Genomic DNA, 20,880 nt, shown 5'->3' with positions numbered 1-20,880 from the left:
TCCCACTATCGCAACTGTGTCAATAATTTAGGGACCGCAATGCCCCTTGGCGTAAACGGAATGCGCGCCTGATTCGGCAGTTGAGCCAGTGTCAGTCCTGTTTTAGAATCCCACATAATCCGATCAAACCCAACACTGTACTGGCCGACTGGTACAAACGGAATCTGGAACCGGCGCTGCCCTGTCGCCGTGAGCCACTGACCATCGTGACTAAGTACTGTCAGTGTTGTCGTCAACATCGCATGGCGATTCGTTTGTGTGCCCAATAAACGTAGAATGTACCGATTCATGGCCGCATCATCATGCGCATGAGCGGACAATTCGCGCATCGTTGTCACCCCAAAGTGGTCTGGCAATGCGTCGACAAACAGACCACTGTCATCGGCCACGACGGTCGCTTCTGGCAAGCGTTGTTGAATAAACGTTGCCTTACCTTCAGCATTGTTTTTGAAATCAGCGGTCCCTTCTTTGGGAAATTGTAATCGACCAAGATAAGTCCAGTAAGGGCGAATCGTCTGACCAAAAAAGGCAAATGTCCGCGCCAACTCGGTAAATTTTTGTCGATTGTTGGTTGCTGCGACAAATAGTGGATTAGTCATTTAAACCAGCCTCCCGCAACGCCCGGATAAGGTAAAAGCTCCCCGTCACAATCACTGGTGGTTCAACGTCACGTTTGCGCAAACAAGCTAAAGCATCACGCGCAGTTGCCGTTGAAAACACCGCTACGTCATTTAATTGTAGTTTAGCCAATGTATCGCCCACCATCTCAGTTAATGCATCAATCGGTAGTGCTCGCTGATGCTGATCCGGCACCGTTAACACGACTTGCTTGGCTAACGGCAGCAATTCTACCAACATTCCCGCCACGTTTTTATCAGCTAAAAAGCCAAGTACAAACGTAAATCGACGTGTTGGCGCCACCTGCTTTAACAACCGAACCAGCGATTGAATCCCATCTGGATTATGAGCACCATCGACAAGCAATCGGGGATGTTTATTGGTCGCCGCTAACGTCGTCAGTCGTCCAGGCAAAGCCGCCTGATTAAAGCCCGTTCGCACAGCATCTTCATCAATGCGGTTGTCATGGTTGGCAACTTGTTTTAGCACCGTCAGTGCAGTGGCCGCATTAGCTAATTGATGCTGTCCGGCCAAATTAAGATGAACGTGATGCCAAATGGTCTTGCTGGACCAGTGAACATCCACCGTCGTTCCGTCCAAACCAAATTGAGGATTGTCAAACCATGTTTGTTTGCTGGCTACCATCACTGGCACGTCAACACGCGCCGCTGTTTGTCCAATAACCCGTTTTGCATCGTCACTTTGACTAGGCGCAATCACTACCGTCGTGTTCGGTTTGATAATGCCCGCCTTATTTTGCGCAATCTTTGCAATCGTGTCGCCTAAGATGCGCGTATGGTCCAACGCAATGTGCGTAAACACACTGAATCGTGGGGATGTAATCGCATTGGTAGCGTCCATCAAGCCACCGAGTCCGGCTTCGATAATCATCCAGTCCACGTGTTGTTCAGCAAACCACGCCAACGCAATGACAACTTCCCACTCAAAAATGGTTAGTGGTGAACCGTCCGGCACAATCTTTTTCACTGTCGGCAACATTGTCTGATACAAACGGACAAATGTTTCCTTGCCAATCATCTGACCGTTAATCACAATTTGCTCGCGCTGATCAGAGATGGCAGGGCTCGTAAACACGCCGACTTTATGACCAGCAGCAATCAATGTATCGGCCATCAAAGTAACGGTAGATCCCTTGCCGTTTGTGCCAACCACATGAATAATCGGTGCTTGCGCATCGGGTTGTCCGACCGCCGCTAATACTTGGCGCAATAAAGGCACACGATCCTCGTCGCCCGCAAGCATTGCTTGATTCATTTCATTAATTAATGTCTCATACGTTAATGTTGCCATGTTCGGCCCTCATTAAAAATTCCTGGCGTAATGCGTTATTTGTTTTAAACTCACCTAAATATGTCGCTGTCTGCGTAACAGACCCTGTCTTGTTAACACCGCGCATTTCCATGCACATGTGTCGCGCAGCAACGCTCACAGCCACTCCAGCCGGCTTCAGAATTTTTTCTAGTTCGGCAGCTACCTGGTTCGTAATGTTTTCTTGTACTGTTGGTCGGCGGCTGACGTAATCAACAAGCCGAGGAATCTTGCTAAGACCGATGATTGTCCCATTCGTGGGCACATACGCAACACTGACACGGCCAAAAAATGGTAGTAAATGATGTTCACACATTGAATAAAACGGAATTTGGCCGACGACAACCATGTCGGCGTTATCCTCTTCATGAAATAACTTGTAATCCTTAAATGTCGGTTGTTCCAGCGAAGAAAACATCTCGGCGTACGCACGCGCCACCCGTGCCGGCGTTTCGACAAGGCCAGCCCGATCTGGATCTTCCCCTACTGCAGTTAAAATTTGGCGGACAGCGCCTTCAATTGTGGCTTGTTGTTCATCTGTCATTAATGCATGTCTCCTTTAAAACAATTTCTAAATAACGAACTTATGTAAGATTGTTAGTCTAATGACTAACAATGCTGATAATTCAAAAATATTACGATAATTTGTTGATGTGTTGATGATCATCCGTTTCAGCTAACCAATCGCTGACCTGTCGCTGAATTGCGCGATCATCCCCACTAATTTCTAAAATCGGTTCGAGCACAAACCGCCGATTTGGTGCTTCAGGATGTGGCACTGTGAGTGTTGTCGTATTAATGTGTTCGTCACCATAAAAGATGATATCTAGATCCATTGTACGTGGTCCCCAATGGATGAAACGATGACGGTGCTGCGCCTGTTCGATTTGATGAACCAATGCCAGCAAAGATTCTGCCGACCGTTTGGTATCAATGGCAACCGCAGTATTCAGGAAGTTGTCTTGAACTACGCCACCAACGGGTTCAGTGATATAAAAATGAGCCGTTTTCATTGAGACAGTCGCGTGATCCGCGCGCAATTGCGCTAACGCATACAATAAGTGTTTGCGTCGGTTACCAACGTTTGATCCCAAACTTAAATAAGCCATGGTCACTGCGCATCACCACCAGCCACTTCAATTTCAACGTTATCAAAAATTCCGGAAATTGGGACCGAATATTTGCGCACGCGGAGTGTCACGCCGGTAGCTTCGGGATACTTTTCCTGAAGCATCGTCAACGTGTTGTTAGCCAATGATTCAATTAAGTCGTAGGAATGATTCGAAACGAACGACTCAATATCGTCATAGACATGTCCGTAATGAATGGTCGTTGTTAGGTCATCATCATGCACTTTTGTCTCAATTGGATAATTCAGTTCAACGTCCATTTCCAGCCGTTGGCCCAGTTTCTTTTCTTCCGGAAAAACACCATTATACGTATGAAATTGCATATTATTGATACGAATTTTACCCATTAAATTAGTCACGTCCTTAATTAATATATGGTCCAATATATGATCATGAACCAACGATCATCTGTGTGAATATCAAGTCTCATCTTATCACATGCACCATCTTAGTGTGGTGCAGTTTGTTTTATCACCGTTAGGTCGCCATTGTTTGTTCAACAAGTTAGCAATCAAGCCCAACAAAAGTGACATCACTTTGCCTTATTTTATCGTTATTTTGCGTGTGCTTTTCTAAATGACGATATACTATACCCATCAGAAGGAACAAGGCTTTCACAGAGGATCCGCGGTCATGTCGTAATCATTGATTTCGACCGTCAACGGCGATGTTTGACATCACAATCGTTGATACCGCCATCCTGAGCGGAAGTTAGCGCAGATCAACAGTGCCTCGTATTGAACGAGCTTGGTTGGTCGCAGTCCTGGAACGTGCTGGTTGTCTAAATCAAACGGTTAATCCGATTGTTGTCCCTATCCCTGCTGTGATGGTCAAGGGTTTCAAACGTCACGTGAATCGGCGCACGGTTCATGTCGTTGACAACCATCGTGCTGAAAGGCCACTACTAATGAGCCATGGTGAAGGTCGCTGAGGCTCTCACGATGTTAAAACACGTTCGTTCATCAGTGGGCGGCAAAACCACTTGCTGATCAGGATTTGTCCTTCCGTGCCGCCACAGCGAAAGTTGTGGCGGCTTTTTTGCGAGAGTGTGAACGCCCTCGATTGCAAGCCGAGCAATAACATAAATTGCCTGTTGTGAGGGCGCTCTTTGCCTTTACAGCAGGCAATTTGGGTTATGCACAGGCTTGTGGGGCGTGAACACGTTTATGCACAGGTCTCTGGGGGCTGGAGCGCGTTATCGCTATGTAGATTGGAAAACGTCAGCACAGCTGGAAGATAAAGGCCAAAACATTACCAAGTAATCAAACGCGCAATCTAGCAATTCAGTACCTCTCCCTCATAATCTGCCTGATTCCACAGGCACATTAATCGCCTTTCTTCCCCAAATCAGACTACACTAACCTCAAGAAGGAACACCAAGTGATGAAAGCCGGTTGAGTCGTTTGACAAAAGATCGACCACCACATGGCGGACCCGTTCCAAGCTAGTCTGGCGCAACGGTTCATGTCCTGCTTAGGTAGGATGCAGGCCAATGCAATGGGTTGGCAAAATAGCGGGCAGTATCCTTCACATCGTACTCGGCGGACAGCCTAGCACTCATTAGGCTGCCCGTTTTTTTAAGCTTACATATTTTTTCTGATTAAAATTGATAGAAAGAACGATTTAACATACATGGCCAACATAGTCAGCTGGAGGGCGGTAACATTTAAACAAAACCGTGAAAGTGCTGTTAAACTGGCGAACTATGTCTTAGTCATGCTTCCATGATGTTCAAATCACCACTGTGATACAATTGGACCATCTTAATTCGAGGAGTTTGCTATGCAAAGAATTCTGTCCAGCAGCATTATCGTACTTGCCATTGTCATCTTCGGCGGCGTTGTGTGGCTCACTGAAGCTCAACACCTAACCGGCGTCACCCTTTTCGCCCTGTGGATTGGTGCGTTCATCTTAACAACCGTACTGGTGACCCTCATCAAAGTTTGGCAGCTCCGTTTGCAACGAACAAAAGATGGAGGTTCCGATGACAAACGATAATCGACCATTTTTATTTTCGTGGTTGCCGCGCGTTTTGGAAGTGGCATCACTTTGGATTATGGTTCAACTGCCTCCTACCATCTTGGCCTTTGCCAGTAAAACGACGTTTGCCAACGCTAGCGGGTACATTCTTCTCGCTGCTTTCTGGGGGTCCTTCCTGATCTGCATTTGGATCGCCTACCGTCGTTTTCGCCATTGGTCTGGTGAACGGTTATTCCATGATTTTAAGCTACGAGACGTTGGTGTTGCTATCTTGGCCTATCTGGCCATCATCTTTAGTGAAGCTATATTAATGCGGCTTCAACAGGTGTTGTACCACACGCAATCGACTGAAAATAATCAGGCCATCAGTTCCATTATGAAAACAAGTCCGGTGGCCATGGTCGGCTTCGGCGTATCAGCCGTATTGCTAACACCTTTTTTAGAGGAACTCGTCTTTCGCGGTGTCATCACCAACATTTTTTTCAAACGAAATAACCTGTGGGCTAAAGTGTTATTATCTGGCGTGTTATTCTCCAGTGGCCACATTTCCGGCAATCCAATCAGTTTCCTGCTCTACTTTATGATGGGTTCTATATTAGCGTTTACGTACCAAAAAACACACAAACAATTTAATTCCATCATGGTCCATTTCATGATTAACGCAGTTGCGATTACGCAACTCCTCAGCATGATGCATTAAATTCAGATTATTAAAAGAGACCGCTAACACCTGACAAATTCGTCAAGCGCTAGCGGCCTTTTTTATACGATGACAATTAATTATTGATCATCGTGTTTCTGTTTGCCTTCTGGATCCGTGAACTCACCATCGAATGAATTACGATGCTCGTCCTCTGTTCGTTCGTAAGATGCATCCGCTGAGAAATGATGTCCCTCAGCGTCGGGCATAACCAGCGCAGCAATCGCATAAGCAACAATCCCAGGGCCAAACGAAACGGCAATCAGAATACCACCAATCACCCGTGTCAAGGCGATGTCCCAGCCAAAGTACTCCGCAATACCACCAAATACCCCCGCCAGAACCTTATCATTCGACTTCGTTAATTTCTTTTTCATCGTTAATCATCCTCCCCGTTATTCGTTTGATTATCGTTAATTTCATTGTACGGAATTTTTACCGTCATTGGTAGTTAAGTGCATAATGTCTGGCACCGTTTCATTTTGTTGCAATGTGCCGCCATCTTCATTGTGTTGCTCAAACAACTTATTCTCATCATCGCCATGAAGAATGTAACCCTTATTCCGATCAGCGTTAACAATCTCATTATCGCCGTCATCATTGGTTACATTAACGGCACCAGTAAACCCACCATTTGTCATGTTGAACGTACCGTCAGTCAGCTGAATGGAACCTTGGTTCAATTGAACATCTCGTAGACTAACCGCACCGTCATCAGTTTTAATGGATGGTGTGTTTAGTGTCATTCCGGTCACATAAAGATTCCCGTCATGACTATTAACTTTCAGTGGCTGTGTGACTGTCATGTGCTCCAGCATCACGTCATCATGGGCGCTGATGCTGACTGTGTCAGATGAAACATCAGTAATCCGGATGGCGCCTTGACGTTCTTTAATACTAATGTTGTTGAGTTTAGTGCCCCGCGGAACCGTCACAACAACGGTCCGATCAGGATGTTTAGCATCATTGAATGTTCCAAGACCAAATGTACCTTCAGGATTGTCACCAAAACTCCAGCCGGTCATCGAATTGTCTGCACGTTTTTGTTCGATAACCAGTTTGTGCCCCACCGATCTAACTGTTGGCATGGCTTCTTTAGTACTGCTAACTTGGACACGAGCGGTGTCGCCTTCCTTGATACGAATCTGATCGCTTTTCAAGTCGACGCTTATCGCGTCAAAGTCCTTCACTTTCTTGCTGACTGTTTGCGTCGTTCTTAGTTCTGGTCGTCCATGATGATTAAACGTAACGTCTTTAAAACTGTGGGTAAAAGCACCGGCAGCAACCATGATCAAACCAACGATGAGCACTGCGATACCAATTTTTAAAGTTCTCTTCATGATTAATGATCCCCCTTCGGCTGTTGACGCCGGTTTGAAAATTTACGGTACAAGAAGCGAATAAAGTTTGCAGAAATCTGGATCAGGAAACGAATGATGTAATAGCATAATGGGATCAAAATCAGGATGACACCAACACCAGTCAGACCAACGCCCAAGTAGGCAATGCCGACAAAGAAGTTTGTAAAGACCATGTAGGCGCCGGTGTACAGTGAGACGCCAGCGACCGCAATAGCACCACCAACCAAGGCCACTGCTACAACAATCCCGGACCCAATGAGTGCAACCATGACGACGACTACGGCGAACAGCACAGCAACGATTGCAATGGCTGCTGGAATGGTCACCGGCGTTGACAGAATCGCCAAAATAATCATCCACACCATGTTGGCATTGGAACGTGGTGTGCGGCGCTCACCCTTTTGTTCAGCTGTCTCATTTTCCTTAATGGAGTAGTCGGCGAGTACTTTACGAGCCAGTTGTTTCGGTGTTCCCAATTTACTAACGATGGCATCCCCCGATGTCAAGTTAGCATCCTCCACATATTCGGTGTAAAAATCCATTACATCTGAACGCTCGCTGTCACTTAAACCGTGCAAGCGTCGTTGTAATTCTTTTAAATAGGCGTCAGTTGTCATCAGTTGTCCCCTCCGTTTTGTTTTGCATGTGCGCTGGTGGATTAAAAATGCCGTCTAGGCTGTCTTTATAGGCATCCCACTCATGCAGAATCTCTTTTAACCGTTTCTTGCCGGTTGTCGTGATTTTATAGTACCGTCGATTGCGGCCTTGGAATGGTTGATCATACGTCGTCAACCACGCTTCCTTTTTTAACCGACGGAGCACTGGATACATGGTCGATTCAGAAACCGTGATTGATGATTGGATGTGTTGCGTTAACGCGTAACCGTATAGATCTTCTCGATCCAGCAACGCAAGCACCATCCCGTCTAGCAACTCGGTGCTAACTTGAATGCTCATGAGCCTGGCCTCCTAACTGAAGCGTTGTGTCCTTTAAACATATTTGGTCTCCTACTTTGTTTGTGACTATATTATATGTCGTATAATATAAAAGTCAACACAATATCATTTAAAAAATCGTTTCTCACTATTTCTGCATAAGGTAGATTGCAAATTTAATCCGAATTTTTGGACAAATTGGTCAGCATAACCTGATACGGTGTTTTCCAGTCAAGTATTTTAAGCGGTCTCTGGTTAATTTGGAGTAACGTCGTCGTTAAATCTTGAGCACTAATGTGCTCAAAACGAGTCCCCTTAGGATAAAAATAACGTAAATTCCGATTAAAGCGTTCATTACTACCACGTTCAGCTGGCGTATAAGCATGACAGTAATAGGTCTTAATACCATATTGTGATTCAAATGATACTAGCCCACTAAACTCAGTACCACGGTCCACAGTAAAACTGTGCACCGGTCCATTAAAAGTTGTTAGGAACTTAGTCAGTGCTTCATTAACACTCGCTGTCGTTCGGTCCTTTAACCGATATGCCCAAAGGAACCGTGATTTGCGATCGATTAAAGTTAATAAAACTGCCTTACTATGCCCACGAGGGCCAACGACGGTATCTAGTTCAAAATCACCGATGCGATTACGTTGATTAATCATCATGGGACGCTGTTCAATCGATCGCCCCAAAGATTGATTATATTTGGATCGTTGGTCAACGTTACGCCGTTGGCGTACGCCATGTTCAGGTAGATCATTCAAGGAGAAACCAATTCTCCCCTGATTTAGCCAATTATAAATAGATTTAGTCGCTAGTTTAAATTCGTGAGCAATCATTCCTGGTGACCAGCTTAGATGTAAATGGTTGAGAATTGTTTGCTTTAACTCATCGCTCAGCTTAGTTTTCCGACCACATCGTGATCGCTTGTATTCGGCATCTGTTTGTGCTAATTCAGCCTGATAAGGTTGACATCGAGATAATTCATAAGAAATTGTTGACGGTGATCGGTTCAGCCGAACGCCCATTTGGATATTGGACAGCCCTAGTTCACAAAAGGTTTCGATTTTAATTCGTTCGGAATAGGTTATACTAGACAAAAGATCAGCTCCTAAAAGATGGGTTTGTTGTAAACACCATTTTAAAGGAAGCTGATCTTTTTTGTCCGAACAGCGTTCGGATTAATTTTACAATCTACTAATTCTCTGATTTCTTGTTGCATTAACTGGTTTTCTTCGTGCAACTGCTTAATTTCCTGTAACAGTTCATCGTTTGAGACCGCTGTTTTACGCTGACTCTTTTTAGTGAAATAAGTCGTCAACGTGCTAGTCAGCATGCCAACAAAACCGACTCCAATCAGCATTAATGTTATTGCCACAATTTTGCCAATAACAGTATGCGGGGAAATATCACCATATCCTACCGTTGTAGCGGTCGTAATCGCCCACCATAATGCATTGCCAAAGGAAATCTTTTCAACAGTGGCATACACCGAAGCCGCAACGAGCAAAATCGCAATGCTGGCATAAAGCAAATAAATGAATCCATTTGTTTGCAAGAAATTCCTAAGCTTATCCTGCAGTTTGCCAATAATACCAGCCATTCGAAATATCCGTAATAAACGAATTAAGTAGATTGTAAAATTAATCCGAACGCTGTTCGGACAAAAAAGATCAGCTTCCTTTAAAATGGTGTTTACAACAAACCCATCTTTTAGGAGCTGATCTTTTGTCTAGTATAACCTATTCCGAACGAATTAAAATCGAAACCTTTTGTGAACTAGGGCTGTCCAATATCCAAATGGGCGTTCGGCTGAACCGATCACCGTCAACAATTTCTTATGAATTATCTCGATGTCAACCTTATCAGGCTGAATTAGCACAAACAGATGCCGAATACAAGCGATCACGATGTGGTCGGAAAACTAAGCTGAGCGATGAGTTAAAGCAAACAATTCTCAACCATTTACATCTAAGCTGGTCACCAGGAATGATTGCTCACGAATTTAAACTAGCGACTAAATCTATTTATAATTGGCTAAATCAGGGGAGAATTGGTTTCTCCTTGAATGATCTACCTGAACATGGCGTACGCCAACGGCGTAACGTTGACCAACGATCCAAATATAATCAATCTTTGGGGCGATCGATTGAACAGCGTCCCATGATGATTAATCAACGTAATCGCATCGGTGATTTTGAACTAGATACCGTCGTTGGCCCTCGTGGGCATAGTAAGGCAGTTTTATTAACTTTAATCGATCGCAAATCACGGTTCCTTTGGGCATATCGGTTAAAGGACCGAACGACAGCGAGTGTTAATGAAGCACTGACTAAGTTCCTAACAACTTTTAATGGACCGGTGCACAGTTTTACTGTGGACCGTGGTACTGAGTTTAGTGGGCTAGTATCATTTGAATCACAATATGGTATTAAGACCTATTACTGTCATGCTTATACGCCAGCTGAACGTGGTAGTAATGAACGCTTTAATCGGAATTTACGTTATTTTTATCCTAAGGGGACTCGTTTTGAGCACATTAGTGCTCAAGATTTAACGACGACGTTACTCCAAATTAACCAGAGACCGCTTAAAATACTTGACTGGAAAACACCGTATCAGGTTATGCTGACCAATTTGTCCAAAAATTCGGATTAAATTTGCAATCTACCATTATCCTAAAAATGCGGGCAAAACGAAAGAGATTAAACACAGCATTAACGGGAATAATCGCAAGTAGATCCATTACATGCGATTTGAAATACTGCTGCTTAGATGTTGCACTGAAAAGGCCAACGATATAATCAGCAACAAAAACACACCAAATAGTAGTATCAATAATTGAATATGGTGCCAAAGATAAGTTAATTTCACCAGTAAGATCGAAAAGTGTTAGCACCACAGAGATAACCGCCAAAACGATGATGAATAACTGATAAAATTGACTAAAAATTCTGCTTCTAGATTTCATAACACACTGCTTTCTGCATAAAAAGACCGTTTCTGTATGCCAATAAATTAGCACATAGAAACGGTCTTTTTATAACTGATGTTTTCTTATGCCCCTGGCTGGATTCGAACCAGTACTCACCAAGGTGAACAGCGACCTGAACGCTGCGCGTCTGCCAATTCCGCCACAGGGGCATGTTAAAGTTATTCCCTTCAACAAGATACTAGTTTACACGACCTCAAGAATGACGGCAAGCCCTATTTTCAGTTTAAAAGATTGTTTTGCATTCAAGATGGTTGTTAAAAACGCTCGTCCGTATACGCTTCAAACAGTGCCTGCATATTCACGCAAACGCCTGCACCAATGCGGATATAATTAATTTCATCCAACTTCATATCCAACTGCCAGGCGTCACTTAAGTCCCACGGGTTCAAATAATTAAGGGCCAATGTGTCACCAACAAAATCACCTAAGAAACCAGTGAAATCTGCATCCTCTGCCGTTTCATCATCGATTTGTCGTAACGTCCCAAGGTTAATGATCCACTTGTGGTTAAGTGCAGTTTGCAATGCCGAGGTCAGTAAATGATCGGGATTTGGTGTCAATGTATCTGTCCACTGTGCAATCTGCCACGGATCCTCACGATGCTGAGCGATGGCCGTTTGTTGCCAAACTTCCGTGCTCCGCAAATAATCGGAACGGAGCAATATCTTCGTAATAAATGCCTTCTGAATGATTTGTATGCCGTTTACAGCACCGTTAGGATCAATCACCCGCAAACACACCGAAGCTGCATCTTGAGCCATCACGTAACCGACAGAGAAGGTTTCCTCATCCATAAAATTATAAATCGCAATTAATAAACCACGGTCTTGGGCCGTGGCCAGTTGTGTCTCAATATCTGTCATTCACATTATCCCTTCAGTACATACTCATTAACTAATTCGGCAATTGCACCGTCATCGTTAGTTGCCTTAGTTTGTACATCAGCCTGTTTGGCAACTTCAGGAACAGCATTGGCCACCGCGACGCCAACACCAGCCGCCTCGATCATCGGCAAATCATTAAAGTTGTCGCCGACAGCCATCGTATCTTCATGATCTACACCCAGTAAATCGGCTAGTTGCAACAAGGCGCGGCCCTTGTTCACGCCCTTCTTATTAAACTCAATGTAACGACCAGATGAAAAGGTCACGTCCACGCCATCACCATAAGTGGCCATAACGTGATCTGCCAGTTCGTGCTGACGCTTAACATCCGGTGTTTCGAAAATCACCTTCATAATTGGACGATTCTTCAAAAAGTTGATGTCCGGCTGTTCTAATTTGGTAAACGGAACTTGACGCGACGCCATATAAGCGGCATCCGTTGGTGTTTGGTGATAAATATAGAGCTGATCCAATAAGTAAACATGACAACTGACGTGATCAAACGTCCGCCCCGCATCAAATACACCTTTTGCTAAGTTAAAGGGAATGCCATTAGTCGCAATCACACGGTCATGTGCATTTTCCAAAATGGCGGCTCCATTATAGGAAATTTTATACTGGTGTGGCTGTTGTGCTAGTCCGAGATCAACTAAATTATCCTCGAAGGATTCATAACCGCGACCTGAATTTGGTACAAAATAGACGCCCGCCTTAGTGGCAGCTTTGATGGCGTCAATGTTTTTCTGATTTAATGAACCATCCGTATCCAATAATGTTTCATCCAAATCACTTGCAATAATTTTAATCACAGTCTGTCTCCCATCAGATAGGTCATCACTTTAATACGCCAAGTCTGCCCCATCGCTCTTCTTAAACGTACGCTCATTCGCTACTGTCATGAGATAAAATGAAAATTAGCGACGAGTATTGCTTTTGTCACTACCATACCGAAAAAAAGGCGGTTTGACAATCATGTAAACGATTTCTAAACGGTGTAAGATGAAGTTGGTGTGATTCACTATATTTGTATAGAAGGAAGTCTATGACATGGCAAACGTTTATTTATCAGCTCAATTTCCTGACAAGGCCCAGCAAATGTTGACTGAGGCTGGTTTAACCGTTAACAGTTATGACGGCAAAGGACTCGTTGATCGGGAAACACTAGCAAAGAATCTTGAGACGGCAGATTATTTAATTACCTCACTGTCTACAATGGTCGATGCTGATTTAATCCAGGCAGCTCCCAAACTAAAATTAATTGCTAACTACGGTGCCGGTTTCAACAACATCGATGTTCAGGCTGCGAAACAGCGTCATATTCCTGTCACTAATACCCCAGTTGTCTCAACCATTTCAACGGCAGAATTGACGGTTGCCCTGATTCTAAGTACTCTACGTCGCGTCGCTGAGGGTGATCGTTTGATGCGGACAACCGGTTTCTCTGGCTGGGCACCACGTTTTTTCCTTGGTCATGAACTCAATCAAAAGACCGTGGGTATTATCGGGATGGGCGGCATTGGCCAAGCTGTCGCAACACGCTTAAACGCATTTGGCATGCACATTATTTACACACAGCGCCACCCATTGGCAAATGACCAAGAATTGGCCTTAAACGCAACCTACGTGACTATGCCAGAATTGTTGAGCCAATCGGACGTCGTCACCATCCATGCCCCATTGACCGACAATACGCATCACCTTATTGATGCGACCGCCATTTCGCAAATGAAGCCTAGCGCCGTTCTCATTAACGCTGCTCGTGGTCCCATCATCGATGAGGCCGCCCTGCTTAAAGCATTACAGCAACACCAAATTGCCGGAGCTGCCCTGGACGTCTACGAAAATGAGCCTAAGGTTGCTGAGGGTTATAAAGCGTTGGACAATGTTACTTTGACACCACATATTGGTAACGCAACGGTTGAAGCCCGGGATGCCATGGCAACCATCGTGGCAGAAAACGTCATTGCCATCGAACACGGTGAGCAACCTAAGCACATCGTCAACGCTTGAGTTTACACAATTAATTTTCTGAAATTTATTTTATCGTATGTGGCAACGCCCCTTTTATGCACGCAAAATGTTCGCTAAAATATGAATTAGCGTTTGTTATTGCAATTTACATATATGGAGGAAGAGACACATGTGGAAAGAGTTTAAAGCATTTATCACGCGTGGAAACGTGATTGATTTAGCTGTTGGGGTTATTATCGGATCTGCTTTTACAGCGATTGTTAAATCACTGGTTAGCACCTTAATCAATCCGTTAATCGGGATTTTCATTGGTGGCATCGATTTTTCAAAAATGGCCTACACGGTTGGCTCCGCCAAGTTCAAGTACGGCAGTTTCATCAATTCAGTTATTTCCTTCTTAATCACCGCGTTTGTCGTGTTCTTATTGGTTAAAGCAATCAATAAAATCATGCCAAAGAAGGAAGTTACACCGAAAGAAACCAAAACTGAACACCTACTGATGGAAATTCGTGATGAGCTTAAGGCATCAAACAATCATGATGAAGGACCACAAGCCTAAATTTTTTTATGGCGTCGAGTTCACAGCTCGGCGCTTTTTGATGGTTACAATTGACTAAGTTGTTTGCAATAGATGCAGTATGACAAGCCAAAATGTTGTACCATATGTTGTAGCGCTAAAAAACTTGAGCGAGGAGATATCCATGGTGATAATTACCGCAGGAATGATTGGGGTTGGTAAAACAACTCTTACAGGCTTAATCGCAGACCACTTACATACCAAGGCGTTCTTTGAACCCGTTGGTAACAACCCAGTGTTGCCGCTTTACTACAAGGATCCTAAACAATACGGGTTCCTGTTACAGATTTTCTTTTTGAACAAACGCTTTTCAATGATCAAAAAGGCATTGGCAGATGATAACAATGTGCTAGATCGCTCCATTTATGAAGATGCCTTGTTCACCAAAGAAAATAACAAGGAAGGTAACATTTCAGACACAGAGCTTGAAGTGTACCTTAACTTATTGGACAACATGATGAACGAACTTCAGGAGTTGCCTAAAAAAGCGCCTGATTTGATGGTTTACTCGGAGACTGATTTTGAGACCATCCTGTACCGGATCAAAAAACGTGGCCGTGACTACGAACAATTTGACAATGACCCTGCCCTGCGTGACTACTACTATAAAATGTGGTCAGCTTACAAGGAATGGTATCGCGATTACGATGCCTCTCCGAAAATGAAAGTTGACTTGCAAAAATACAATCTTGAAGATCCTAAAAATGTCACCGAAGTTCTTGGCGAAATCGATGAACATTTGAAGAGTATCCGCAACTAAACTAAAATACCGACCAAGAAAGATTTCAACTTTCTGGTCGGTATTTTTATTACTTATGTGAAACGCTAATTAGTCATCCGTTTGAGCGGCCAATTCAGCAATTGATTGCGCATAAATCGCTGAAGCACGGTAGATATCCTCAACTGGAATAAATTCGTTTGGCTGATGCATCGTGTCTTGAACGCCTGGGAACATTGCCCCAAATGCAACCCCACGTTTCATCAAACGACCATAAGTACCGCCGCCCACAACTTCTTCTTTAGCTGGCAAACCGGTTTGATCATGGTAAACATTGAGCAACGTCTTTACAATGGGATCTTCTGGAGAAACGTAATGTGGTTCCATCGCGCGTCCAGCAACCGCTGTTCCATGATGCATTTCGGCACCCTTGACAACAGCAGCCGTGATTTCCTCTGCAGACGTATTCTTTGGATAACGGAAGTTCAGGGTTACTTCACCATGATTATCCTTAAAGTTCATAATCCCAATATTCATGGACAACGCACCCATCACGTCATCAGTAATCTTAACTCCTAAATGCGCGCCAACAGTGTCGTCGTGAACATCATCTGCAATAAATTGAACGAAGTTAGCTGCCGCGCCATCAAATGTTTGCGTCGCTAAGAAGGCGCCTAGATAAGTTCCGGCATTGATCCCGTTTTCAGGCAATGCGCCATGTGAAGCTTTCCCATCAACATGCAAATGAATGCCATCGCCATCAGTGGTGACTTCACCGGTAACTGGTGCTTTATCCAAAAAGGCAGTGAAAGCAGCAACAAATGCTTCATTGTCACTGCTGGTCACAACAGCATCAGCTTCAGCAGGCACCATGTTATCACGTTCACCAGAGGCAAACGAAACTAACGTGTTCACTGTATCCACATTTTGATCACCATCAAAACTAGCTTTCAGCGTGATGTTCCCTTTTTCACCATTGATAATTGGGAATTCTGCGTCAGGAGAAAAACCAAGTGTTGGCGCTGGTTCAACTTCAAAGTAACGAGTCATCCCCGTCCAATCTGATTCTTCATCTGTACCGACAATGAAACGGATTTTACGTTTGAGTGGCAAACCTAATTCAGAAACAATCTTCAAACCGTAGTAAGCGGCCATTCCAGGTCCCTTGTCGTCAGACGCACCACGGGCAAATAACTTACCATCTTTTATGGTTGGTGTAAATGGATCGGTATCCCAACCTGTTCCAGCAGGCATTTCGTCCACGTGTGCTAAAACGGCCAATGTTTCTTTTGCATCAGGATCACCAAGTTCAACGTAACCAACAACGTTATCAATATTCTTAACGCGGAAGCCGTCACGTTTAGCAATGCCCAAGAATGTTTCCAAACCGGCCTTAGGACCAGGGCCTAAAGGTGCATCATCAGTGGCCTTGCTGTCATCACGAACGCTGGGCACTTCCAACATCGTTTGTAGATCCGTCATTAGATCCGCTTTTCGTTTATCAACTTCTGCTTTCCAATCAGTCATGCATCGTCTCTCCGTTTCTTCATTAAGGTTGAAACACTAGTTATAGTCTAGCATATCCACCCTCTTACGGCTCCTGTTTTAGCCCGCTGTTTTGTCAGGACATGCTATACTTTATGAAAGCGGACCAAGGAGGTTGCTTATGTCCATTCAACCAATAACAGAAACAATTTTACGTCAAACAATTCGGCCACGTCCTGAAAATAGCCATAAGGGCACATATGGCAGGCTAACTTTAGTCGGCGGTAATGCCCAATTTGGCGGCGCCATCATCATGGCGACAACTGCTGGCATCTATTCCGGCGCTGGCTTGACCACAACGTTGACCGATTCCGTTAATATCACGGCATTACACGCCCGTATGCCAGAAGCAATGGTGACCGATTTTCACGATGAAGCAACGCTAACCGAATTGATCAGTAGCGCCAACAGTATCGTTGTCGGCCCTGGACTCGGTTCAGATGAAGCAGGGTTAACTGCCCTTAGACGCGTGTTTGCGACCGTTCAACCACAGCAATCGCTCACAATTGACGGTTCTGCCATCGATTTAGTGGCCAAACACGATCTGCCATTGCCAAATGCTAAACTTGTGTTCACCCCTCACGAAATGGAATGGCAACGGTTATCCGGTATCGCAATCAAGGATCAAACACCAGACAATAATCAACAAGCTGTCGCAAAACTTGGCGGCATTGTTGTCCTTAAAAAACACCATACTCAAGTCTACGCTGATCACCAAATTTTTGAGAATCCTGGCGGCACGCCTGCAATGGCTACTGGTGGAATGGGTGACACTCTGGCTGGCATGATTGGTGGCTTCACCGCTCAATTCTCTGACCAACTTAACGCTGTCTTGTCGGCCGTTTATATTCATAGCCAGATTGCTGACGACTTGGCGCATAATGCATACGTTGTTTTACCCACACAAATCAGCGAAGAAATTCCTTGGTATATGAAACAATATTCATTGCCCCAATCTACTAAAATATAAAAAATGAGCATCACTCACCCCGCCAATTTTTGGCAGGTCAAAGTGATGCTCATTTTTATTGATTTAATCCTGAGTGAGGTCAGCCGCTACCTTAAGCGCGTTAACTTCTTCCTCTGATAGTGCCCGATAATGGCCGGGCAACAATCCTGTGGACAGTTTAAGTGGACCAAATGATAAGCGCTCCAGCCGTACGACCCGTTGTCCAAAGCTACCAACCATCCGTTTGACCTGATGGTACTTGCCTTCTGTCAAGGTAAGCTGAATCGTTGTTTGATCCAATACTGAGTCATATGCGCCCAATTTCATAGCAGCCGGTTTCAACACCGTACCGTCTTTTAACGTAACGCCCGCTGCAACTTGCGCAACATCATCTTCAGTCAGCGTACCAGTCACAATGGCCTGATAAACTTTCGTCACGTGATGTTTGGGATTGGTCAACCGATGCCCTAACTCACCGTTATTCGTGATCAGCAATGCCCCAGTTGTATCTTTATCCAAACGTCCGACGGGGAACAGATCATCACGATAGTCGGCTTTATTAAACAGATCCATCACTGTTTGCGCAGTCTTATCCGTGGTCGCTGTAACCACTGCGACAGGTTTATTCAACAAAAAGTAAAAATACCGTTGATAAACAACAGCCTGTCCACCGACTAAAACAGTATCATGATCCGGGTCGATTGACTGACGTGCTTGTTTAGCGACATTCCCATTAACTTCAACGTGTCCATCACGGATAAGCGTGTGCGCTTCACTACGCGTTGTCACCCGCATTTCTTTCAAGTATTTATCTAAGCGAATGCCTTTGGACACAGTGTTACCTCCGAAACCATAACTTATTTAATGTGAAAACGCGTGCGAATTCGTTCCACCCGGCTACCAAGCATCTTGTCTGCCAGTCTAAACCGCAAACTAAGGTAGGCATATGCACCCCCGCCGAGAATAACGGAAATCAACAATTCAATGAACGCCGTTACTTTGAACTGTGTATCCATGACATGATCGATGCCCCAAACAGATAATCGTGCCACAATATACGTAACTAACGAGAACACAATAATTTGATTGAGTCGATGTAAAAGGCCATCCCAGTCGATATCAAAATGACGGTTTAAATTCCGTAAGATCAGTACACTGGAAACAGTGAAACCAATTAACGTCGCAGCCAACGGTCCTAATGGTTGTGCCAATGCGACCAATGGAAATTGGAGTACCATTTTGACAATCAAGCCAACCACCATATACCAGATCACTGCTTTATTTTGATCAACACCCTGCATAACTGTCGACAGCACTGTGAATAAACCAAATAAAACAGATAAATACGATGAAAATTCAAGAATTAATGAACCAGCTAGGGAGTAATGGTAAAAGAATGTGTAGAGTGGCACAGAAATAGCAGCCATTCCCAAAGCAGATGGAATCATGATGAAACTGAATAGTTCTAACGTAAAGTTGATCTGCCGACTAGTTGAAGCACTATCCTTTAGCGTATGAGCTTCAGTTAACATCGGGATTGCAGTGGCTGCTAACGCGGAAGCTAATGACACCGTAATCATGATGATTTTGTTGGCATTGAAGTCAAAGTAAGCATACAGCGTGTTTTGAACGGCATAGCTTAAGTTTGAAGTCACGTGCATGATTCTAAAGAACGTGACCTGGTCAAATAATTGATAGATAGCAATGGCACTTGGCACAATGGTAAATGGAATTGCCTGCCAGATAATCTGTTTTAGCAGTTGGCCAGTTGTAATGACCAAGCCGCCTTTGGCGTTTTCAATCTTATTATGGAAATACTGACGATGACGCCACATTTCATAAATTAATACGGCAATACCAGCAACAGCACCCAGCCCTGCCGCAAATGTCGACTGGACAACAGCACGTGGCCAGTTGTGCGCCGGTGCCGACCCAACCTGCATAATCAGATAGGCCGTTAATAACATATAAATGACTCGTACGACTTGTTCTACAAACTGAGAAATCGCACTCGGTGCCATCATGTGGTAACCCTGGAACATCCCCCGCATCATCGATAATGTTGGGAAAACAAACACCGCAAGGGTCAATGACCGTAATACTGGAATGACGTTTGGATCGCCTGTAGTTAGTGATTGCGTTGGTGCCATAAACCACAGTAATATAGCAGCCACTAAGCCTGTAACCAGTGATAATAATAAGCCACGTTTGAACAAACGATACCCGACCCCATACTCATTCAAAGCATTATAGTGGGCAATCAACTTAGAAATGGCTGCTGGTATCCCAGCAGTAGAAATCATTAAGACAATGGAGTATACGTTATATCCCTTTGAAAACAGCGCATTGGCCTGATTGTAAAATGTGCCAAACCAAGCAACCCACGGGATAATGTACAACGCGCCTAATACTCGCGATGTGATGCTGGCTGCCGTCATCCATCCTGTACCACGCAGAATCTGCTCTTGGTCAGATACGGCTCCCGATTCAAATCCCGGGCGTTCAACAATCTCACCAAGATCTTCACTGTCGCTATTATCGTTTCTCGGTTCGCCAGATGTCGCTTCTTCATGTGTAACTGGAATGGTCCGTTCTAATGGGACCGTTTGGGAAGGGTCAGCTTCAGCACTACGTTTGATGGCCGCCTCTTCGTCGGCACTGGTCATAGCAGACTCTGCTGTTGAATCGGGATATGCCGCCCAGCGACTCGAAACTAAGTGCAGTGGTTTTTCTTCTTCCTCAACTTCCCGTTCAAGTTCAGTCTCTGATTGGGCGTGTGATTGCGGTTTGGCTTCCTCCTCAGGCGTTACACTTGTGCTTTCTTCGGCAATTTCAGATTGAGCACTGTCAGTAACATGTCTGCCCTGTGCGCTCGACTTCAACTGTGTAATATTCGATACTGCAGCAGTCGAATCAGCCACCAACTCACTGTCAGCAATATGACTCGTCGTGGATGCAGTAACTGATTCATTCTGAGAACTAACTGTTGCTGTTGACTCGGCCATTGAAGAAGCTTCCGATTGGCTCCCCTGCAAGTGCAGTTTGCTTAATAATGCTTCACGACGTTGGCGCCGCCGATACTGCTTTCTAGTCGGAATTGCCTGACTATTTTCGTTTTGTGGATCTTCCTTTGACATAAAAACTCTCAATTCTTTTTTCGATTTGGATAGTTTCCAACATG

The 20,880-nt window shown here is 44.5% G+C and carries 24 protein-coding genes and 1 tRNA gene; 7 read left to right on the top strand and 18 right to left on the bottom strand.

Features of this window, described 5'->3' with window-relative positions:
* Positions 1–5 precede the first annotated feature (5 nt).
* The 5 genes from ABUE36_RS06120 to folB all read right to left on the bottom strand — a co-directional run bounded on the left by ABUE36_RS06120 (position 6) and on the right by folB (position 3,424).
* A complete protein-coding gene (locus tag ABUE36_RS06120) occupies positions 6–599 on the bottom strand; it encodes a non-canonical purine NTP pyrophosphatase (RefSeq protein ID WP_421017377.1) in 594 nt (197 codons plus the stop codon).
* Positions 592–1,929 (bottom strand): bifunctional folylpolyglutamate synthase/dihydrofolate synthase, encoded by a 1,338-nt coding sequence (locus ABUE36_RS06115; protein WP_421017376.1) that lies wholly within the window; start codon positions 1,927–1,929, stop codon positions 592–594. Before ABUE36_RS06115 ends, ABUE36_RS06120 begins: the two co-directional genes overlap by 8 nt.
* On the bottom strand, positions 1,910–2,491 hold the full coding sequence (gene folE / locus ABUE36_RS06110; RefSeq protein ID WP_161001484.1) for a GTP cyclohydrolase I FolE: 582 nt from the start codon (positions 2,489–2,491) through the stop codon (positions 1,910–1,912). The genes ABUE36_RS06115 and folE overlap by 20 nt, the downstream gene beginning before the upstream one ends.
* 91 nt (positions 2,492–2,582) lie before the next feature.
* Entirely contained in the window at positions 2,583–3,056 is a 474-nt protein-coding gene (folK, locus tag ABUE36_RS06105; RefSeq protein WP_421017375.1) for a 2-amino-4-hydroxy-6-hydroxymethyldihydropteridine diphosphokinase, read from the bottom strand.
* Positions 3,057–3,058: 2 nt separating this feature from the next.
* Complete coding sequence (gene folB / locus ABUE36_RS06100; protein WP_421017374.1) at positions 3,059–3,424, bottom strand: dihydroneopterin aldolase; 366 nt, start codon at positions 3,422–3,424, stop codon at positions 3,059–3,061.
* A 1,435-nt stretch (positions 3,425–4,859) separates the two neighbouring features.
* On the opposite strand from folB, the gene ABUE36_RS06095 reads away from it, so the two are divergent.
* Together ABUE36_RS06095 and ABUE36_RS06090 are read left to right on the top strand one after the other, a co-directional pair.
* Positions 4,860–5,075, top strand: coding sequence for a hypothetical protein (locus tag ABUE36_RS06095; RefSeq protein ID WP_421017373.1), 216 nt, complete (start codon positions 4,860–4,862; stop codon positions 5,073–5,075).
* Positions 5,062–5,757 carry a CPBP family intramembrane glutamic endopeptidase gene (locus tag ABUE36_RS06090; RefSeq protein ID WP_421017372.1) on the top strand — a complete coding sequence of 232 codons (696 nt, stop codon included), beginning with the start codon at positions 5,062–5,064 and terminating at the stop codon, positions 5,755–5,757. Before ABUE36_RS06095 ends, ABUE36_RS06090 begins: the two co-directional genes overlap by 14 nt.
* 80 nt (positions 5,758–5,837) lie before the next feature.
* Here ABUE36_RS06090 and ABUE36_RS06085 read toward each other — a convergent pair whose 3' ends face one another.
* From ABUE36_RS06085 to ABUE36_RS06060, 6 genes are all read right to left on the bottom strand, one after another.
* Positions 5,838–6,134, bottom strand: coding sequence for a PspC domain-containing protein (locus tag ABUE36_RS06085; RefSeq protein ID WP_421017371.1), 297 nt, complete (start codon positions 6,132–6,134; stop codon positions 5,838–5,840).
* A 42-nt stretch (positions 6,135–6,176) separates the two neighbouring features.
* Positions 6,177–7,097 (bottom strand): DUF4097 family beta strand repeat-containing protein, encoded by a 921-nt coding sequence (locus ABUE36_RS06080; RefSeq protein ID WP_421017370.1) that lies wholly within the window; start codon positions 7,095–7,097, stop codon positions 6,177–6,179.
* A gap of 2 nt (positions 7,098–7,099) precedes the next feature.
* The gene (locus ABUE36_RS06075; RefSeq protein WP_161003352.1) at positions 7,100–7,735 is read right to left on the bottom strand and encodes a DUF1700 domain-containing protein; all 636 of its coding nucleotides are present in this window, start codon (positions 7,733–7,735) and stop codon (positions 7,100–7,102) included.
* A complete protein-coding gene (locus tag ABUE36_RS06070) occupies positions 7,725–8,075 on the bottom strand; it encodes a PadR family transcriptional regulator (protein ID WP_017261629.1) in 351 nt (116 codons plus the stop codon). Before ABUE36_RS06070 ends, ABUE36_RS06075 begins: the two co-directional genes overlap by 11 nt.
* Before the next feature lie 155 nt (positions 8,076–8,230).
* The gene (locus ABUE36_RS06065) at positions 8,231–9,160 is read right to left on the bottom strand and encodes an IS30-like element ISLpl1 family transposase (RefSeq protein ID WP_096109805.1); all 930 of its coding nucleotides are present in this window, start codon (positions 9,158–9,160) and stop codon (positions 8,231–8,233) included.
* Positions 9,161–9,201: 41 nt separating this feature from the next.
* Positions 9,202–9,663, bottom strand: a complete 462-nt coding sequence (locus ABUE36_RS06060; protein WP_421017369.1) for an ion channel — start codon at positions 9,661–9,663, stop codon at positions 9,202–9,204.
* A 125-nt stretch (positions 9,664–9,788) separates the two neighbouring features.
* Between ABUE36_RS06060 and ABUE36_RS06055 the strand changes: the two genes are divergently transcribed.
* Positions 9,789–10,718 carry an IS30-like element ISLpl1 family transposase gene (locus ABUE36_RS06055; RefSeq protein ID WP_096109805.1) on the top strand — a complete coding sequence of 310 codons (930 nt, stop codon included), beginning with the start codon at positions 9,789–9,791 and terminating at the stop codon, positions 10,716–10,718.
* Here ABUE36_RS06055 and ABUE36_RS06050 read toward each other — a convergent pair.
* From ABUE36_RS06050 to ABUE36_RS06035, 4 genes are all read right to left on the bottom strand, one after another.
* Positions 10,684–11,031: a hypothetical protein gene (locus ABUE36_RS06050; protein ID WP_421017368.1), complete on the bottom strand. Its 348-nt coding sequence runs from the start codon at positions 11,029–11,031 to the stop codon at positions 10,684–10,686. The two genes, ABUE36_RS06055 and ABUE36_RS06050, sit on opposite strands and share 35 nt — an antisense overlap.
* Before the next feature lie 89 nt (positions 11,032–11,120).
* Positions 11,121–11,204, bottom strand: a tRNA-Leu gene (locus ABUE36_RS06045).
* A gap of 105 nt (positions 11,205–11,309) precedes the next feature.
* A complete protein-coding gene (locus ABUE36_RS06040) occupies positions 11,310–11,918 on the bottom strand; it encodes a hypothetical protein (RefSeq protein ID WP_421017367.1) in 609 nt (202 codons plus the stop codon).
* Positions 11,919–11,923: 5 nt separating this feature from the next.
* A complete protein-coding gene (locus ABUE36_RS06035) occupies positions 11,924–12,748 on the bottom strand; it encodes a Cof-type HAD-IIB family hydrolase (RefSeq protein WP_421017366.1) in 825 nt (274 codons plus the stop codon).
* Between the two features lie 238 nt (positions 12,749–12,986).
* On the opposite strand from ABUE36_RS06035, the gene ABUE36_RS06030 reads away from it, so the two are divergent.
* From ABUE36_RS06030 to ABUE36_RS06020, 3 genes are all read left to right on the top strand, one after another.
* A complete protein-coding gene (locus tag ABUE36_RS06030; RefSeq protein WP_421017365.1) occupies positions 12,987–13,949 on the top strand; it encodes an NAD(P)-dependent oxidoreductase in 963 nt (320 codons plus the stop codon).
* 130 nt (positions 13,950–14,079) lie between these two features.
* On the top strand, positions 14,080–14,469 hold the full coding sequence (gene mscL, locus ABUE36_RS06025) for a large-conductance mechanosensitive channel protein MscL (protein WP_421017364.1): 390 nt from the start codon (positions 14,080–14,082) through the stop codon (positions 14,467–14,469).
* 142 nt (positions 14,470–14,611) lie between these two features.
* A complete protein-coding gene (locus ABUE36_RS06020) occupies positions 14,612–15,247 on the top strand; it encodes a deoxynucleoside kinase (protein ID WP_017261623.1) in 636 nt (211 codons plus the stop codon).
* Positions 15,248–15,316: 69 nt separating this feature from the next.
* On the opposite strand, the gene pepV is transcribed toward ABUE36_RS06020, so the two are convergent.
* A complete protein-coding gene (gene pepV, locus ABUE36_RS06015) occupies positions 15,317–16,732 on the bottom strand; it encodes a dipeptidase PepV (RefSeq protein WP_421017363.1) in 1,416 nt (471 codons plus the stop codon).
* 145 nt (positions 16,733–16,877) lie between these two features.
* Here pepV and ABUE36_RS06010 point away from each other — a divergent pair, with 145 nt between their 5' ends.
* The gene (locus tag ABUE36_RS06010; RefSeq protein ID WP_421017470.1) at positions 16,878–17,720 is read left to right on the top strand and encodes an NAD(P)H-hydrate dehydratase; all 843 of its coding nucleotides are present in this window, start codon (positions 16,878–16,880) and stop codon (positions 17,718–17,720) included.
* A gap of 63 nt (positions 17,721–17,783) precedes the next feature.
* Here ABUE36_RS06010 and ABUE36_RS06005 read toward each other — a convergent pair whose 3' ends face one another.
* On the bottom strand, positions 17,784–18,521 hold the full coding sequence (locus ABUE36_RS06005) for a pseudouridine synthase (protein WP_421017469.1): 738 nt from the start codon (positions 18,519–18,521) through the stop codon (positions 17,784–17,786).
* A 35-nt stretch (positions 18,522–18,556) separates the two neighbouring features.
* Positions 18,557–20,836, bottom strand: a complete 2,280-nt coding sequence (locus ABUE36_RS06000) for a putative polysaccharide biosynthesis protein (protein ID WP_421017362.1) — start codon at positions 20,834–20,836, stop codon at positions 18,557–18,559.
* Positions 20,837–20,880: the final 44 nt, after the last annotated feature.

Origin of the sequence: Furfurilactobacillus cerevisiae, from assembly GCF_048961765.1 — a bacterium.
GTDB classification, from domain to species: domain Bacteria; phylum Bacillota; class Bacilli; order Lactobacillales; family Lactobacillaceae; genus Furfurilactobacillus; species Furfurilactobacillus milii_A.
The sequence above is the reverse complement of the archived record's forward strand: the minus strand, read 5'-3'. Positions and strand labels throughout refer to the sequence as shown.

What these genes read in the sequence shown, in the direction of transcription:
- ABUE36_RS06120 (WP_421017377.1), bottom strand. Translation starts at nt 599, where the DNA reads ATGACTAATCCACTATTTGTCGCAGCAACCAACAATCGACAAAAATTT.
- ABUE36_RS06115 (WP_421017376.1), bottom strand. Translation starts at nt 1,929, where the DNA reads ATGGCAACATTAACGTATGAGACATTAATTAATGAAATGAATCAAGCA.
- folE (WP_161001484.1), bottom strand. Translation starts at nt 2,491, where the DNA reads ATGACAGATGAACAACAAGCCACAATTGAAGGCGCTGTCCGCCAAATT.
- folK (WP_421017375.1), bottom strand. Translation starts at nt 3,056, where the DNA reads ATGGCTTATTTAAGTTTGGGATCAAACGTTGGTAACCGACGCAAACAC.
- folB (WP_421017374.1), bottom strand. Translation starts at nt 3,424, where the DNA reads ATGGGTAAAATTCGTATCAATAATATGCAATTTCATACGTATAATGGT.
- ABUE36_RS06095 (WP_421017373.1), top strand. Translation starts at nt 4,860, where the DNA reads ATGCAAAGAATTCTGTCCAGCAGCATTATCGTACTTGCCATTGTCATC.
- ABUE36_RS06090 (WP_421017372.1), top strand. Translation starts at nt 5,062, where the DNA reads ATGACAAACGATAATCGACCATTTTTATTTTCGTGGTTGCCGCGCGTT.
- ABUE36_RS06085 (WP_421017371.1), bottom strand. Translation starts at nt 6,134, where the DNA reads ATGAAAAAGAAATTAACGAAGTCGAATGATAAGGTTCTGGCGGGGGTA.
- ABUE36_RS06080 (WP_421017370.1), bottom strand. Translation starts at nt 7,097, where the DNA reads ATGAAGAGAACTTTAAAAATTGGTATCGCAGTGCTCATCGTTGGTTTG.
- ABUE36_RS06075 (WP_161003352.1), bottom strand. Translation starts at nt 7,735, where the DNA reads ATGACAACTGACGCCTATTTAAAAGAATTACAACGACGCTTGCACGGT.
- ABUE36_RS06070 (WP_017261629.1), bottom strand. Translation starts at nt 8,075, where the DNA reads ATGAGCATTCAAGTTAGCACCGAGTTGCTAGACGGGATGGTGCTTGCG.
- ABUE36_RS06060 (WP_421017369.1), bottom strand. Translation starts at nt 9,663, where the DNA reads ATGGCTGGTATTATTGGCAAACTGCAGGATAAGCTTAGGAATTTCTTG.
- ABUE36_RS06050 (WP_421017368.1), bottom strand. Translation starts at nt 11,031, where the DNA reads ATGAAATCTAGAAGCAGAATTTTTAGTCAATTTTATCAGTTATTCATC.
- ABUE36_RS06040 (WP_421017367.1), bottom strand. Translation starts at nt 11,918, where the DNA reads ATGACAGATATTGAGACACAACTGGCCACGGCCCAAGACCGTGGTTTA.
- ABUE36_RS06030 (WP_421017365.1), top strand. Translation starts at nt 12,987, where the DNA reads ATGGCAAACGTTTATTTATCAGCTCAATTTCCTGACAAGGCCCAGCAA.
- mscL (WP_421017364.1), top strand. Translation starts at nt 14,080, where the DNA reads ATGTGGAAAGAGTTTAAAGCATTTATCACGCGTGGAAACGTGATTGAT.
- ABUE36_RS06020 (WP_017261623.1), top strand. Translation starts at nt 14,612, where the DNA reads ATGGTGATAATTACCGCAGGAATGATTGGGGTTGGTAAAACAACTCTT.
- pepV (WP_421017363.1), bottom strand. Translation starts at nt 16,732, where the DNA reads ATGACTGATTGGAAAGCAGAAGTTGATAAACGAAAAGCGGATCTAATG.
- ABUE36_RS06000 (WP_421017362.1), bottom strand. Translation starts at nt 20,836, where the DNA reads ATGTCAAAGGAAGATCCACAAAACGAAAATAGTCAGGCAATTCCGACT.